This is a genomic window from Streptomyces sp. NPDC001750 (genome assembly GCF_042892615.1).
Classification (GTDB): Bacteria; Actinomycetota; Actinomycetes; order Streptomycetales; family Streptomycetaceae; genus Streptomyces.
Genome location: NZ_JBIAUE010000004.1, coordinates 222,299 through 236,329, shown reverse-complemented (window position 1 = coordinate 236,329; position 14,031 = coordinate 222,299). Strand labels below are relative to the sequence as shown.

The 14,031-nt window shown below is 73.1% G+C and carries 11 protein-coding genes; 2 read left to right on the top strand and 9 right to left on the bottom strand.

Going from position 1 to position 14,031, the window contains the following annotated elements; all coding sequences use genetic code 11:
* Positions 1 to 17 precede the first annotated feature (17 nt).
* The 3 genes from ACFYY6_RS09300 to lipB all read right to left on the bottom strand — a co-directional run bounded on the left by ACFYY6_RS09300 (position 18) and on the right by lipB (position 2,689).
* On the bottom strand, positions 18 to 233 hold the full coding sequence (locus ACFYY6_RS09300; protein ID WP_351525322.1) for a hypothetical protein: 216 nt from the start codon (positions 231 to 233) through the stop codon (positions 18 to 20).
* 430 nt (positions 234 to 663) lie between these two features.
* Positions 664 to 1,629 carry a lipoyl synthase gene (gene lipA, locus ACFYY6_RS09295; RefSeq protein WP_389192356.1) on the bottom strand — a complete coding sequence of 322 codons (966 nt, stop codon included), beginning with the start codon at positions 1,627 to 1,629 and terminating at the stop codon, positions 664 to 666.
* 247 nt (positions 1,630 to 1,876) lie between these two features.
* Entirely contained in the window at positions 1,877 to 2,689 is an 813-nt protein-coding gene (gene lipB / locus ACFYY6_RS09290; RefSeq protein ID WP_351525320.1) for a lipoyl(octanoyl) transferase LipB, read from the bottom strand.
* A 272-nt stretch (positions 2,690 to 2,961) separates the two neighbouring features.
* Between lipB and ACFYY6_RS09285 the strand changes: the two genes are divergently transcribed.
* Complete coding sequence (locus tag ACFYY6_RS09285) at positions 2,962 to 4,602, top strand: regulator (RefSeq protein ID WP_351525319.1); 1,641 nt, start codon at positions 2,962 to 2,964, stop codon at positions 4,600 to 4,602.
* 117 nt (positions 4,603 to 4,719) lie between these two features.
* Here ACFYY6_RS09285 and ACFYY6_RS09280 read toward each other — a convergent pair whose 3' ends face one another.
* Positions 4,720 to 6,042, bottom strand: coding sequence for an NAD(P)/FAD-dependent oxidoreductase (locus ACFYY6_RS09280; RefSeq protein ID WP_351623677.1), 1,323 nt, complete (start codon positions 6,040 to 6,042; stop codon positions 4,720 to 4,722).
* Positions 6,043 to 6,449: 407 nt separating this feature from the next.
* Positions 6,450 to 7,349 carry a TIGR01777 family oxidoreductase gene (locus ACFYY6_RS09275; RefSeq protein ID WP_351525317.1) on the bottom strand — a complete coding sequence of 300 codons (900 nt, stop codon included), beginning with the start codon at positions 7,347 to 7,349 and terminating at the stop codon, positions 6,450 to 6,452.
* 213 nt (positions 7,350 to 7,562) lie between these two features.
* Between ACFYY6_RS09275 and ACFYY6_RS09270 the strand changes: the two genes are divergently transcribed.
* Complete coding sequence (locus ACFYY6_RS09270; RefSeq protein ID WP_351525316.1) at positions 7,563 to 8,090, top strand: GNAT family N-acetyltransferase; 528 nt, start codon at positions 7,563 to 7,565, stop codon at positions 8,088 to 8,090.
* A gap of 352 nt (positions 8,091 to 8,442) precedes the next feature.
* Here ACFYY6_RS09270 and ACFYY6_RS09265 read toward each other — a convergent pair whose 3' ends face one another.
* The 4 genes from ACFYY6_RS09265 to ACFYY6_RS09250 all read right to left on the bottom strand — a co-directional run bounded on the left by ACFYY6_RS09265 (position 8,443) and on the right by ACFYY6_RS09250 (position 13,885).
* Positions 8,443 to 8,964: a DUF4240 domain-containing protein gene (locus tag ACFYY6_RS09265; protein ID WP_351525325.1), complete on the bottom strand. Its 522-nt coding sequence runs from the start codon at positions 8,962 to 8,964 to the stop codon at positions 8,443 to 8,445.
* Between the two features lie 61 nt (positions 8,965 to 9,025).
* Positions 9,026 to 9,997 (bottom strand): WYL domain-containing protein, encoded by a 972-nt coding sequence (locus ACFYY6_RS09260; protein WP_351525324.1) that lies wholly within the window; start codon positions 9,995 to 9,997, stop codon positions 9,026 to 9,028.
* 223 nt (positions 9,998 to 10,220) lie between these two features.
* Complete coding sequence (gene aceE, locus ACFYY6_RS09255; protein WP_351525998.1) at positions 10,221 to 12,887, bottom strand: pyruvate dehydrogenase (acetyl-transferring), homodimeric type; 2,667 nt, start codon at positions 12,885 to 12,887, stop codon at positions 10,221 to 10,223.
* Positions 12,888 to 13,261: 374 nt separating this feature from the next.
* Positions 13,262 to 13,885, bottom strand: a complete 624-nt coding sequence (locus ACFYY6_RS09250; RefSeq protein ID WP_073782202.1) for a GntR family transcriptional regulator — start codon at positions 13,883 to 13,885, stop codon at positions 13,262 to 13,264.
* Positions 13,886 to 14,031: the final 146 nt, after the last annotated feature.

Here is a 14,031-nt window from a genome sequence, read left to right as displayed (position 1 = left end):
ACAGAAGTTTACGTGGCTCAGGAACGGCGGTCGGCCGCGGCCTCCGGTACGTGCCCGGCCAGTACATGCTCGGTCTCCACACGGTCCTCGGCCCGGCGGCGGTCCTCCAGGACGGCGGTCCAGGCGTTGCGGCGGGCGGTGCGCTGGCCGCCGCTCAGCAGCAGCGACTCGACGGCGCGAAGGGCATGGGTGACGGAAGGGAGGGCGGTGGCGCGCACCGGCACGGCCTGCATCGTGGAGATCTCCTCGGAGCGGATGTGCGGACCGGGTCGTGCGGACGAGCCGCGCGTACCCGGCTGCCCGGAACGGACGGCCCGGGGCGGACTGCTCCGGGCCGTGTTGCGCGAAGTGAGGGGGAAGCGAGTGGGTGGGCGGCGGCGTGGGTGCGGGGAACGGGACGGTGGCGGCGGCAGCGGCGCGGGGTGCCGCCGGGGCGTGAGCGCCCGGCGTCACCGTGCTGCGACCACCCGGTGTGACCAGTCGTGAGCACCCAGCGTCACTGCCCGGTGCGAACAGCGTATGACCGGTCGGTCACACACCAATGAAACCTTGATTCGGACGCGGCGCACGCCGAAGCGGCCCATATGCGCCTTTGACCTGCGAGGAGCGCACGGGGCCGCTTCGGACCGGTGATGACCGGAGGGTATTCGCCTGTGGGCGGATTCACACGGTGGGAGCCGTGGTGGCGGCGCCGCGCCGTTCCATCGCCTGCTGGAAGAGCCGTCCCGCGCGGTACGAGGAACGGACCAGCGGCCCGGACATCACGCCGGAGTAGCCGATCGCGTCGGCCTCGTCCTTCAGCTCCACGAACTCCTGCGGCTTCACCCAGCGCTCGACCGGGTGGTGGCGCACGGACGGGCGCAGGTACTGCGTGATCGTGATGAGCTCGCACCCCGCCTCGTACAGGTCGTGCAGCGCCTCGCTGACCTCCTCGCGGGTCTCGCCCATGCCGAGGATCAGGTTGGACTTGGTCACCAGTCCGGCCTCACGGGCCCGCGTGATGACCTCCAGGGAACGCTCGTAACGGAAACCGGGGCGGATCCGCTTGAAGATCCGCGGCACGGTCTCGACGTTGTGCGCGAGCACCTCGGGGCGCGCGGAGAAGACCTCGGCGAGCTGCTCGGGCACCGCGTTGAAGTCGGGGATCAGCAGTTCGACCTTGGTGCGGCCGGCCTCCCGCTCCGCGGTCATCGCGTGGATCCGGCGCACGGTCTCCGCGTACAGCCAGGCACCGCCGTCCTCGAGGTCGTCGCGTGCGACGCCCGTGATGGTGGCGTAGTTCAGGTCCATCGCGACGACGGACTCACCGACCCTGCGCGGCTCGTCCCGGTCCAGCGCCTGCGGCTTGCCCGTGTCGATCTGGCAGAAGTCGCAGCGCCGGGTGCACTGGTCGCCACCGATGAGGAACGTGGCCTCGCGGTCCTCCCAGCACTCGAAGATGTTGGGACAGCCGGCCTCCTGGCACACCGTGTGCAGACCCTCGCTCTTCACGAGCTTCTGCAACTGGTTGTACTCGGGGCCCATCTTCGCCCGGGTCTTGATCCACTCGGGCTTGCGCTCGATGGGGGTCTGGCTGTTCCGGACCTCCAGGCGCAGCATCTTGCGCCCGTCGGGTGCGACAGCGGACACTCCGGCACTCCCCTTTGCTTTCACTGCACTGGTTGTTTCGCTTGCTTCAGCATTGGATTCTTCGGCGGACACCAGGGTACGCCCGTGGTTCACACGGCTTTACGACTGGCCAACCTGTGGCCGGCAGGCCCTATTCCCGGCGGGCACGTCCCGCGCCGCCGACGGCCGTCACCGGACCGCCTCCGGCCGGTCATCGGGCCCGGCCGTCACGGGACCGCCTCGACCGCCACCGGGTCGCCCCGGCCCGTCAGGCCGTGGCCACGGCGTCCGTCGGGCGTTCGACGGCGCGCGGGGCGAGCTCCGCGTTCTCCAGGACGTCCTTGAGGTGCTTCTCGACGACCGGCAGCACCTCGGCGATCGTGATGTCGCGGCCCAGCTCGTACGCGAGCGAGGTGACGCCCGCGTCCCGGATGCCGCACGGCACGATGCGGTCGAACCAGGTGGTGTCGGGGTTCACGTTGAACGAGAAGCCGTGCATGGTCACGCCCTTGGCGACCCGGATGCCGATCGCGGCCAGCTTGCGGTCCTCGCGGCGCTGGCCCGCGTTGGACGGGGCGTACTCGGGCCCGTGCAGCCGCGCGTCGAACTCCTCGTCCGTCAGCCGCGGGTCGAAGTCGAGGGAGAGGCCGCCGAACGCCGGGCGGTCCTCGACCGGGTCGCCCAGCACCCAGACCCCGCTGCGGCCCTCGACCCGGGTGGTCTCCAGACCGAACTCGGCGGCGGAACGGATCAGTGCCTCCTCCAGCCGGCGGACGTGCGCCACCACGTCCACGGGGCGGGGCAGCTTCTGGATCGGGTAGCCGATGAGCTGGCCCGGGCCGTGCCAGGTGATCTTGCCGCCCCGGTCCACGTCGATGACCGGGGTGCCGTCCAGTGGGCGCTCGCTGTCGGTCGTGCGCCGCCCCGCCGTGTAGACGGGCGGGTGTTCCAGCATCAGGCAGGTGTCGGGGACGGCGTCCTCGAACCTGGCCGCGTGCACCTCGCGCTGCTTCTGCCAGGCCACCTGGTAGTCGACGGCTTCCTCGCCGAATCCCAGCCGGACGAACCGGAGCTCGGTCACGACAGATGCCTTCCTACTCGTGGTGGCGGGAGCCGGGCATGCCCGGAGCCGCGTCACCAGCACTGAATCAGCCCCGAGCCACTGTACGTCCGGTGCCGGGGAGACGGACCGGCAGGTGGATTCCGTCGGCCCTCGTCAGCGCCGTCCTCAATCCTCACACGATCGGATGAAAGCGAAGCGAAGGCGGCTTTGGCCTGGGCGAAGGCCGCTAAATTCACGCCGTTCCATTAGGGCTGCCCGCCCGGCCCCGAAGGCAGGAGACCGTACAGCTGATGTCGGAACGACCTCCGCAGCGCACACCCAACCGCCGACTCGCCTCCCTCATCACCGAGGCCGGCTTCTCGCACGCCGGTCTGGCCCGCAGGGTGGACCAACTGGGTCTGGAGCACGGGCTCGACCTGCGGTACGACAAGACCTCCGTGACCCGCTGGCTGCGCGGTCAGCAGCCGCGCGGCACCACGCCGGCACTGATCGCCGAGGTCTTCACCCGGAGACTCGGCCGTCGGCTCTCCGCGCAGGACCTGGGCCTCGACGCGTGCGCTCCGGTCTACGCGGGCCTGGAGTTCGCCGCCACGCCCGCCGAGGCCGTCGACATCGTCAGCGGACTGTGGCGGAAGGACTCGGGCAGCCACGCCGAGCTGCGCAAGATCGCCTTCACTCCGGCCGGGCTCGTCGTGCCCAGTCGGGACTGGCTGATCGGCCGGGCCGACGAGTGGGTGGCGCGGGGGAGCGAGTCCGCCGCGCCGGTGCCGGGCGCCGCGACCGGGAGCCGTACGCCCGGCGGGGTCCGGACGACCGAGGGGGCCGGAGCACAGGGGGCGCGCGGGTCGCACGGGGCACACGGGTCGCATGGGGCGCACTGGCCCGGCGGGGTGCACGGCGGCCACGGCGGGACGCGAGGGCCGGGCCCGTCCCGGCCCGCCGGACCGTCCGCGCCGCCCGGGCCCCCCGTCGGTCCGCCCGGCGGCCCCGCCGTGCCCCGGCAGCGGCAGACCGAGCGGAGTCCCGGCCAGCGCGTCGGCGGCGGTGATGTCGCCGCCCTCCGATCAGTCGGCGAACTCTTCCGCACCCTCGACCACACCTACGGCGGCGGCCACGCCCGCCAGGCGCTCGTCCGCTACCTGGAGCACGAGACGGAGCCGATGCTGCGGGGCACGTACGGCGAGGCCACCGGGCGCCGGCTGTTCTCCGCCGCCGCCGATCTGACCCGGCTGGCGGGCTGGACCTCGTACGACATCGCGGCCCACGGCCTGGCCCAGCGGTACTTCGTCCAGGCGCTGCGGCTGGCCCAGGCCGCCGGGGACCGCGCGTACGGCAGCTACGTCCTGATCACCATGAGCCGGCAGGCGGTCTATCTCGGGCACGGCAGGGAAGCCGTGCAGCTGGCCCGGGTGGCGCAGCAGGGCATCGGTTCGTCGGCGCCGCCGGTCGTCCAGTCCCTGCTGCACGCCGTCGAGGCGCGTGGGCACGGGGTGCTCGGCGACGCCAGGTCCTGCACCGCCTCGCTGGCGCGGGCGGAACGCGCGCTGGAGATCGCCCGCCCCGGGGACGAGGTCCCGCACTGGGCGCGGCACTTCGACGAGGCACAGCTCGCCGACGAGTTCGGGCACTGCCACCGCGACCTCCAGCAGCACCGCGCCGCGGCGCAGCACGCGGAGCGCTCCCTCGAACTGCGCGCGCCGGTGTACGCCCGCAGCCGGTTGTTCTGCCGGGTGGTGCTGGCCTGCGCCCGGCTCGGGCTCGGTGAGCTCGACCAGGCGTGCCTGCTGGGCGCCGAGGCCGCCCAGCAGGCGATGGAGATGCGGTCGGCACGGGCGACGGAGTACGTACGGGACTTCGAGCGCCGCCTGGAGCCGTACCGGGACGCGGCCGCGGTGCGCGGATACCGCGAACGGGTCGCCGCGCTGGGCTGAGGCGAGTCGCGCCGGGGAGGGCCACGCCTCGCCGAGGTGACGGCGAGCGGTTCCGCGCCCGGCCGGCGGGCCACTCCGACCGGCTGTCACGCCGCTCCGGCGGTCCGGGCCGGGGCGTCACGCCGCTTCGGGGAGTGCCTCACCGCCTCCGTCGCCCTTTCCTCCGCGCCCCGGGCGCACGCCCAGGTCCGTGAGGATCGCCTCGGCCGCGCGACGCCCCGAGAACAGGGCGCCCTGGACCGTGCTGGTGTCGCGGTGGTCGCCACACACGTACAGCCCGGCGAGCAGCCGGACCGGGCGGCGCAGATCGTGGGGCGCGGCCATCGCGGGGACGGCTTCGGGGTCGTGATGGGCGGCCAGCAGCTCCCAGTCGTCGGTGGGCGTGCCGTACAGGACGGCGAGATGGGAACGGACCGCGCGGTCCAGGTCCGGCGGTGGGGTGCCGAGCACCGTCGAGCTGATCAGCGTCCGGCCGCGCGGGGCGCGCGCGGGGTCGACCGCGCTCATCACCGCCGTGTGCGCGACCGGACCCGAACGGTCGGAGTCGAGCAGAAGTGAGGCACCGGTCTGCGGGGGAACCGGCGCGGTGTGGTGAAGCACCGTCACCGGGTGGAAGGTGGGCACCCGCAGACCGGGCAGCAATGCGGCGGCGGCACCGGCGCCGGTCGCCAACAGCAGGGAACGACAGCCGAGTTCACCGTGGTCCCTGGTGCGGACCGAGGTGATGTCGGCGGCCGTGACATGGACCCCCGTCCGTATCGTGCCGGGCGGCAGCGAGGCCGCGAGCAGCTCGGGCAGCCTGCCCGCACCGCCCGCCGGTACGCACAGCCTGCCGCGCGCGTAGTCGCGCAGGACGAGGTCGGCACAGCGGCTGGACGTGGTGAGTTCCGGGTCGCTCAGGAGCGCGGAGAGAAGCGGGCGCAGGAAGCCGTTGACCGTTCGGGAGGGCAGGCCCCGGTGGGACAGGGCGGCGAGCGCGGTCTGCTCGGGCCGGGCCAGGATGCGGGACGCCGGGGTGGCGGCGAGCCGGTTCAGGGCGGCACCCAGCCGTGCCTGGTCGATCGGCCCGCCCATCGGCGGCCGGGGAGAGCTCGCCAGGGCGCGCGCCGCCTTGAACGCGCCCCGCGCGCCCCGTGCGTCGCCGGTCCGGTACTGGCGGCCCTCGCTGTGGACGAGCAGCCCCGGTGCGAAGGGGCGCAGGGCGAGCCCTTCGAGGGCGGGCGTGAGGCGGAGCTCCGGGTACGCGGTGCTGAGCAGCGGTCCGAGGTGGTCGAGCAGGAAGCCGTCCGACTCGGTCGTGGTCATCCGGCCGCCGACCCGGTCGCTCGCCTCCAGGACGTTGACGCTCACTCCCGCGCTGGTCAGGCGGTGGGCGGCCGACAGGCCGGCGATGCCTGCCCCGATGATGACGACGTCCGCGTGATGTGCCGAGCTGAGCACGTGCCCTCCCCGAGTCGTCGCAACCGGTGGGGGCTCGTGCCCCCGACAGGCCCCCGGAACACCGGAGTTCGCAAGGAGGCTAGGAGGGCGGCCGGGACAGTCGCAGACGCGCGCGCCCGGGGCACCGTTGCACGGGGTCGCATGTCCGTCCGATTCGGTGGCGGGCGCGGACGGCCGCGCGTCCGAGAGGCGCGACCGGTGTGCGCCGGTGCCCTTCACGGTGCGCTGGGCGCGGCGCCACAAGGCGCGTTCGGCGTGGTGCGGGGTGGTGGCGTACGGAGCGTTCGGTCTCGGTGGGGGTGGTGCGCGCCCGGTTCGGGCTGGTGTTGCGCGCCGCGTCCGGCATGGCTCGGACCGGTGTTCCGCGCCGCGTTCGGCGCGGTGTCGTACGGAGCGGCGCGGGCCGTTCAGCGCAGCGCCGCGCGGATCGCCGCGTCGATGCCGGGGAAGGCGAACGCGAAGCCCGAGTCCAGCAGCCGGCCGGGAAGTACCCGCTGGCTGGCCAGCACGTCCTCGGCGAAGTCGCCGAGGACCAGGCGCAGGGCCGGTGCCGGGGCGGTCAGCAGCGTGGGGCGGCGCAGTACCCGGCCCATGGCGGCGGTCACCTCGGCGTTGGTGACCGGGTCGGGGCCGGTGAGGTTCACCGGGCCGGACAGCGATTCCGTGTCCAGGATGTGCCGCAGCGCGGCGACCTCGTCGTGCAGGGCGATGAAGCTCCAGTACTGGCGCCCGTCGCCCAGCCGTCCGCCGAGCCCCGCCCGGAACAGCGGGAAGAGACGGCCCCAGGCCCCGCCGGCCCGGCCCACGACCAGACCGGTGCGGGCGTGGACGGTCCGTACGCCCGCCTCCTGCGCGGCCGCCGTCGCCGCCTCCCACTCCACGCAGACGGACGGCAGGAACCCGGTGCCGGCCGGGGCGCTCTCGTCGACCGCCCGGTCCCCGGTGTCGCCGTAGTAGCCGATGGCCGACCCGGACACCAGCACCTTCGGCGGCACGTCCAGCGAGGCGAGGGCCTCGGCCACCGCCGTCGTCCCGCGCACCCGGCTTTCCCGGATCTCCCGCTTGTACGCCGGTGTCCAGCGGTGGTCGCCGACCCCGGCCCCGGCGAGGTGGACGACGGCGTCGCAGCCGACCAGGCCCGCCACGTCGACGTACCGGCGCTCGGGGCTCCACTCCACCTCGTCGCCGGCCCGCGCCGGGTGCCGTACCAGGCGGACGACCTCGTGCCCGTCGGCCCGCAGCGAGCGCACGAGCGCCGCTCCGATGAGTCCGGACGCTCCGCTGACGGCGATACGGGAGTGCAGCATGGCCCCATCCTGCCGCAAGGGTCCCCGAATGCCCCGCCGGCCGGGCCGACCGGGAGGCAGAACGGTCCCACCGGGTGGCAGGGGGCCGCCACCCGCCGACGAGAGCCGTCAGCCGGCAGGCGGGGCCGATCCAGTCGACGGTCGAGGCGGAGCCGGTCCGCCTGCGAACAAAAGGGGCTGCCGACAGGTGGACGGCGTGGCACAGTGGCGCGCATGCAAGAGATCCACACACCTCCGGCCTGTTCCGTCCGCCCCGCGAACCGCTCCGACGACGACGCCCTCGGAGAGCTCGACCGCGCCACCTGGTCGACCCTGCACGCGGTGATGCCGAGGCCGCAGCCGCCCTACTCGCCCTTCTTCGACGACCGCCACCGGCCCGAGGACTTTCTCGTGGCCGAGGCGGAGAACGAGGAGGGGGAGACGGGGATCGCCGGGTACGTCAGGGTCGTTCTGCCGACCCCGCTGCCCTGCAACTCCCACGTCCGCCAGATACAGGGCCTGGCCGTGGCCGACTGGGCACGCGGCCGGGGCGTCGCCAGGACCCTGCTGCGGGCCGCGTGCGCGGCGGCGCGGGACGGGGGCGCCAACCGGATGACGCTGCGGGTGCTCGGGCACAACGCGCCCGCGCGTGCCCTGTACGAGTCGGAGGGGTTCGTCGTCGAGGGCGTGCTGCGCGGCGAGTTCTTCCTCGACGGCCGTTATGTCGACGACGTCCTGATGGGGCGTTCGCTCGCCCCCTGATCCGCCCTCGCGTCCCCGGCTCGGTCGCCGAACAGTCGCATGCCGCCGATGAGCTCGTGCAGGCAGCGCACCGCGAGATCGGCGGGTGAGCCGGGCCCGCTCGTCGGTGCGTCCGTCAGCGCCCTTGGAAGCAGCGTCTCCGGCCGGAGACGCCTGTGCCCGGCGCGGAAGAACCGTCTCCGGATAGGGGAGGCGCCCGCTGCCGGCGTGGTGAGGCCCGCGCCCGGCGTGGGGGAGGGGTCGGTCCGCTCCCCCCGACGCGGAGGGGCCCGTTCCCAGCGCGGAGAGGTTCTTTTCGCTCGGCGCGGAGAAGGCCCCTTCCATCCGGCGTTTCAGCCGCGCCCGGTCGCGCTCAGTCGCCCCTGAACCGTGCCCAGAGTGCGGGGAAGTGCTCCGCGAGGGTCGCCTCGTCCTCGATCGCGAGCGGGACGCCTTCCGGCTCCGCGGGCTGGGGCGGCAGCCCGAGATCCGGGTCGACCACGCCGGTGAGCTGTTCGTACGCCTCGTCGGCGGCGTAGCCGAGGTCCTCGCCGTCCCCGTCGATCTCCTCGTCGAAGTCGTCGAGGAGATCGGCGAGGGCGTCCGGATCGTGCAGCGCGCCCTCGAAGACCTCCCGCCCCTGCCCGATCAGCCAGCAGCGGAAGAAGTCGAAGGCGTCGTCGCCCGCCCCGCCGAGCAGCACTGCGGCGGCGCCCCGCAGGTCCCAGCGGTACGCGCGGTTGTAACGGGCCTCGAAGTGCCGGGCGAAATCCAGCACGGCTTCCGGATCGAGCCGCACCAGCCGTTCGACGAGCAGGTCGGCCTGATCCTCGGGGTCGCCCTCGGCGTCCTCGCGGGTGCTGTCGATGATCTCCCAGAACTCCGTCTCGTCCATCACGGATCAAGCATCGGCCGTGCCGACGGACCGCGCACGCGGACGCGACCGGAGGACGCGCTCAGCGGTACATGTCGTGCAGGCGCCGCGCCGCTGCGGCGAGACGGGTCCGCAGACCGGCCGGTTCGAGCACCTCCGACTCGGGCCCCAGCCCCAGCAGTTGGGCATACGCCACCTCCAGGGACTCGACCGGCAGAGTGAGCGTGCGCCACCCCCGTGCGTCGGGCGGGCCCGCCGCCTCCAGGGCCTCCCGGACCGCCGAACGGTCCATCACGTGCGGCAGTCGGCGTACGCCCTCCTCCGACACCCGCACCGTCACCTCCTCCCGGAGCAGTGAGCGCGCGAACTGCGCGGACCGCCGCGCCCAGAATCCCGGCAGGTCGAAGTCCTCGTCGCGCGCGAACCGATCGTCCGACACCGTGACCGCCGAGAACCGGTCGATCCGGTACACCCGGAAGTCCTCCGCCACCCGGGCGCAGAGGTACCAGACACCGGCCTTCAGGACGAGCCCGTACGGGGCCAGCTCCCGTTCCACGTCCTCGTCCCGCCCGTTGCGGCGGTAACGGGCACGCACGATCCGGTCGTCCCACACGGCCTGCGCGACGGCGGACAGCGGTTCGGGGGTCTCCGGCTCCCGGAACCAGCCGGGCGCGTCCAGGTGGAAGCGCCGGGCGGTGTTCTCGGAGGCGTCCCGCAGCGAGGGGAGCAGGGCCGCCGACACCTTGAGCCGGGCGGCCGACGCGGCTTCCTCCAGACCCATCTCGCGCAGGGCGGAGGGCAGTCCGGAGAGGAAGAGCGCCTCGGCCTCGTCGCGGGCGAGACCGGTGAGGCGGGTGCGGTACCCGCCGACCAGGCGGTAGCCCCCGGCTCTGCCCCGGTCGGCGTACACCGGAACACCCGCCTCGGAGAGGGCCTGCGCGTCCCGGGTGACGGTCCGCTCGGACACCTCCAGCTCCCGGGCGAGCTCGGCGGCGGTCATGGCGGGGCGGGACTGCAGGAGCAGCACCATCTTGATGAGGCGGGCAGCACGCATGGCCCCATTGTGGCTGCGGGCCGTCCACGGCCCGCGCCCGCTGTCCACGGCCCGCGCCCGCTGTCCACGGCCCGCGCCCGCTGTCCCGGCCTGCGCCGCCCCGCTCCGGAGCCACCCGGCCCGTGCCACCCGGCCGCGGAAACGGTGCGGCGGTGGAAACGATGCGGCGGCAGCCGGGCGTACCCGGCTGCCGCCTTCCACCGTTCCCGGTGTCACTCCAGAGTCACAGTCCGTACCGCTCCCGGGCCTCCTTGACCGCGGCCGCGCTCACCTCGCCGCGGCGGGCCAGCTGGGCCAGCGCCGCGACCGTGATCGACTGCGCGTCCACACCGAAGTGGCGGCGGGCCGCGTCACGGGTGTCGGACAGACCGAAGCCGTCCGTGCCGAGCGAGGACCAGTCCTGCTCCACCCACTGGCTGATCTGGTCCGGGACCTGCCGCATCCAGTCGCTGACCGCCAGGACCGGACCCGGCGCGCCCTCCAGGGCGCGGGTCACGTACGGCACCCGCTGCTCGCCCCGCAGCAGCGCCTCGTCGCACTCCAGGGCCTCCCTGCGCAGCTCGCCCCACGAGGTCGCGGACCACACGTCGGCCGTGATGCCCCAGTCCGCCGACAGCAGCTCCTGCGCCTGCAGGGCCCAGTGGATCGCCGTACCGGAGGCCAGTAGCTGGACGCGCGGCGCGTCCGCCTTCGCGGGCGTGCCCTCCTTGAAGCGGTAGAGACCCTTGAGGATGCCCTCCTCGACACCCTCCGGCATCGCGGGCTGCGGCTTCGGCTCGTTGTAGACCGTCAGGTAGTAGAAGACGTCCTCGGCGTCGGGGCCGTACATCCGGCGCAGACCGTCCTTGACGATCACCGCGATCTCGTACGCGAACGCCGGGTCGTAGTTGAGCGAGGCCGGGTTCGTGGACGCGATCAGGTGCGAGTGACCGTCCGCGTGCTGGAGACCCTCGCCCGTCAGCGTCGTGCGGCCCGCCGTGGCGCCGACCACGAAGCCGCGGCCGAGCTGGTCGCCGAGCTGCCAGAACTGGTCTCCGGTGCGCTGCCAGCCGAACATCGAGTAGAAGATGTAGAAGGGGATCATCGGCTCGCCGTGCGTCGCGTACGACGTGGACGCGGCGATGAAGTCCGCCATGGCACCGGCCTCGGTGATCCCCTCGTTGAGGATCTGGCCGTCCTTGGCCTCCTTGTAGTACATCAGCTGGTCGCGGTCGACCGGCTCGTACGTCTGGCCCAGCGGCGAGTAGATGCCGGCCGACGGGAACAGCGACTCCATGCCGAAGGTACGCGCCTCGTCCGGGACGACCGGTACCCAGCGCCTGCCCGTCCGCTTGTCCCGCATCAGGTCCTTGACGAGGCGGACGAAGGCCATGGTGGTGGCCATCTCCTGCTTGCCGGACCCCTTCTTCAGCGCGGCGAACGCGCGCTCCTCGGGCTCGGGCAGTGCCACGGCGTGCACCCGGCGGGCCGGGGCCGGACCACCGAGGGCGGCGCGGCGCTCCTGGAGGTAGCGCACCTCGGGGGAGTCGGCGCCGGGGTGGCCGTAGGGCACCAGGCCGTCCACGAAGGCGCTGTCCGGGATCGGCAGCCCCAGCAGGTCGCGCATGTCCTTGAACTCGTCGGCGGACAGCTTCTTCATCTGGTGGTTGGCGTTCTTGGACTCGAAGCCCCTGCCGAGCGTGAAGCCCTTCACCGTCTGGGCGAGGATCACGGTCGGGCCGCCCTTGTGCTCCAGGGCCGCCTTGTACGCCGCGTAGACCTTGCGGGGCTCGTGACCGCCGCGCGAGGTGTAGAAGCACTCGCCGATCTTCGCGTCGGTGAGCAGCTTCGCCATCTCGACGAGCGCGGGCTCGGCGCCGAAGAAGTGCTCACGGATGTACGCGACGTCGCGGGTGGCGTACGTCTGGAACTGCGCGTCCGGGACCTCGCGGAGCCGGCGGACCAGCGCGCCCGTCGTGTCCAGCTGGAACAGCTCGTCCCAGGCGTTGCCCCAGAGCGACTTGACGACGTTCCAGCCGGCCCCGCGGAACGCGCCCTCCAGCTCCTGGACCACGCGGAAGTTGGCGCGCACCGGGCCGTCGAGGCGCTGCAGGTTGCAGTTGATGACGAAGGTCAGGTTGTCCAGCCGCTCGCGGGCCGCGAGGGCGAGGGCGGCGGTCGACTCGGGCTCGTCCATCTCGCCGTCGCCGAGGAAGGCCCAGACGTGCGAGTTCGAGGTGTCCTTGATGCCGCGGTTGGTCAGGTAGCGGTTGAAGCGCGCCTGGTAGATCGCGGAGAGCGGGCCGAGGCCCATCGACACGGTGGGGAACTCCCACAGCCAGGGCAGCCGCCGCGGGTGCGGGTAGGACGGCAGGCCGTCGCCGCCCGCCTCCTGGCGGAAGTTGTCGAGCTGCCGCTCGCTGAGCCGGCCGTCGAGGAAGGCACGGGCGTAGATGCCGGGGGAGGCGTGGCCCTGGACGTAGATCTGGTCGCCCGAGCCGTCCCCCTCCTTGCCGTGGAAGAAGTGGTTGAAGCCGGTCTCGTACAGCCAGGCGGCCGAGGCGAAGGTGGCGATGTGACCGCCGACCCCGAACCGGGCGCCGCGGGTGACCATCGCGGCCGCGTTCCAGCGGTTCCAGGCGGTGATCCGGCTCTCCATCTCCAGGTCGCCGCCGAACGCGGGCTCGGCGGCGGTCGGGATGGAGTTGACGTAGTCGGTCTCCAGCAGCTTGGGCAGCGCGAGACCGGCGCCCTCGGCGTGCTGGAGCGAGCGGCGCATCAGGTACGCGGCGCGGTGCGGGCCGGCGGCCCTGGTGACGGCGTCGAGGGAGGCCGCCCATTCGGCGGTCTCCTCGGGGTCGCGGTCCGGGAGCTGATCGAGCTCGCTCGGAAGCTTTACGGGGTCGGTCATGATCGCCGCCTTCCGGAGTGGGAGGAGGGTGGAGAAGTCCCTGGCTGGCAGGACAGGGCGATGGGGCCGGTGAGCCCGCGACTGAACTCTAGATCGTCGATCGATGATCGATCAAAGGGTGAACGGCAAAACTTCTCGATATGAAGAAATTGGCATTCGGTGCCGCGAAGTGGGGCACGGAGTGACGGGATTTAGTACACAAAAGGGGCACGTGAGCGCGCAGTTGAGCACCCCTCGCCACAGATGCGTCACGCGTACCGGACGGCCCGTGCGGCGCCGGACGAGTCCCGGGCGGCCTCGCATGTGCCGGACGAGCGCCGGGCCGGTCGCCGGAATGCCGGGCGAGCGCCGGGAGCCGGTCGCCGCCGTGCCGCTCAGGCGCGCGGCGCGCAGCCCAGGACGTGCGCCTTGACCAGCGCCCCGATGTCCGGGTCCTTGCGCAGGAACGCCTCGATGAGCGCCTCGTGCTCCTCCGCGTACGACTTCTGCACCGTGCCCAGCCAGCGGATCGACAGGGCGGTGAACACCTCGATGCCCAGTCCCTCCCAGGTGTGCAGCAGCACGGCGTTCCCGGCGGCCCGCACCATCTCCCGGTGGAACGCCACGGTGTGCCGCACCTGGGCCTCGCCGTCGGCCAGCCGGTCCGCCTCGTAGAGCGCCGCCACGTGCGGGGCCAGGCGCGAGCAGTCCTCGCCCAGGGCCGGGGCCGCCAGCTCCGCGGCGATCTGCTCCAGACCGGCCCGGACCGGATAGCTCTCCTCCAGATCGGCCGCGGTGAGGTTGCGGACCCGCACGCCCTTGTTGGGGGCGGACTCGATCAGCCGGAGCGTCTCCAGCTCCCGCAGGGCCTCGCGCACGGGCGTCTGGCTGACCTCCAGCTCGGTGGCGATGCGGCGCTCCACGATCCGTTCGCCCGGCTTCCAGCGCCCGCTGACGATCCCGTCCACGATGTGCTCGCGGATCTGTTCGCGCAGCGAGTGGACGACGGGCGGGGTCATGTGGAGCTCCTTCGAGGTGGACCGGTGCCGTCTGCGCCATCACGGCGGCCGGGGCGACCGGTCAATGACTGGTGCCGCTCCCGGCAACGCTTGCCCCGTCGCGTCGTCCGGCACGCACGTTCGCAGCGTTGGCCAAAAGCCCACGT

Coding starts and splice junctions, on each gene's coding strand:
- ACFYY6_RS09260 (WP_351525324.1), bottom strand. CDS start 9,997: ATGCGTGCTGCCCGCCTCATCAAGATGGTGCTGCTCCTGCAGTCCCGC.
- ACFYY6_RS09285 (WP_351525319.1), top strand. CDS start 2,962: ATGTCGGAACGACCTCCGCAGCGCACACCCAACCGCCGACTCGCCTCC.
- ACFYY6_RS09300 (WP_351525322.1), bottom strand. CDS start 233: ATGCAGGCCGTGCCGGTGCGCGCCACCGCCCTCCCTTCCGTCACCCAT.
- ACFYY6_RS09250 (WP_073782202.1), bottom strand. CDS start 13,885: ATGACCCCGCCCGTCGTCCACTCGCTGCGCGAACAGATCCGCGAGCAC.
- aceE (WP_351525998.1), bottom strand. CDS start 12,887: ATGACCGACCCCGTAAAGCTTCCGAGCGAGCTCGATCAGCTCCCGGAC.
- ACFYY6_RS09270 (WP_351525316.1), top strand. CDS start 7,563: ATGCAAGAGATCCACACACCTCCGGCCTGTTCCGTCCGCCCCGCGAAC.
- ACFYY6_RS09265 (WP_351525325.1), bottom strand. CDS start 8,964: ATGGACGAGACGGAGTTCTGGGAGATCATCGACAGCACCCGCGAGGAC.
- ACFYY6_RS09275 (WP_351525317.1), bottom strand. CDS start 7,349: ATGCTGCACTCCCGTATCGCCGTCAGCGGAGCGTCCGGACTCATCGGA.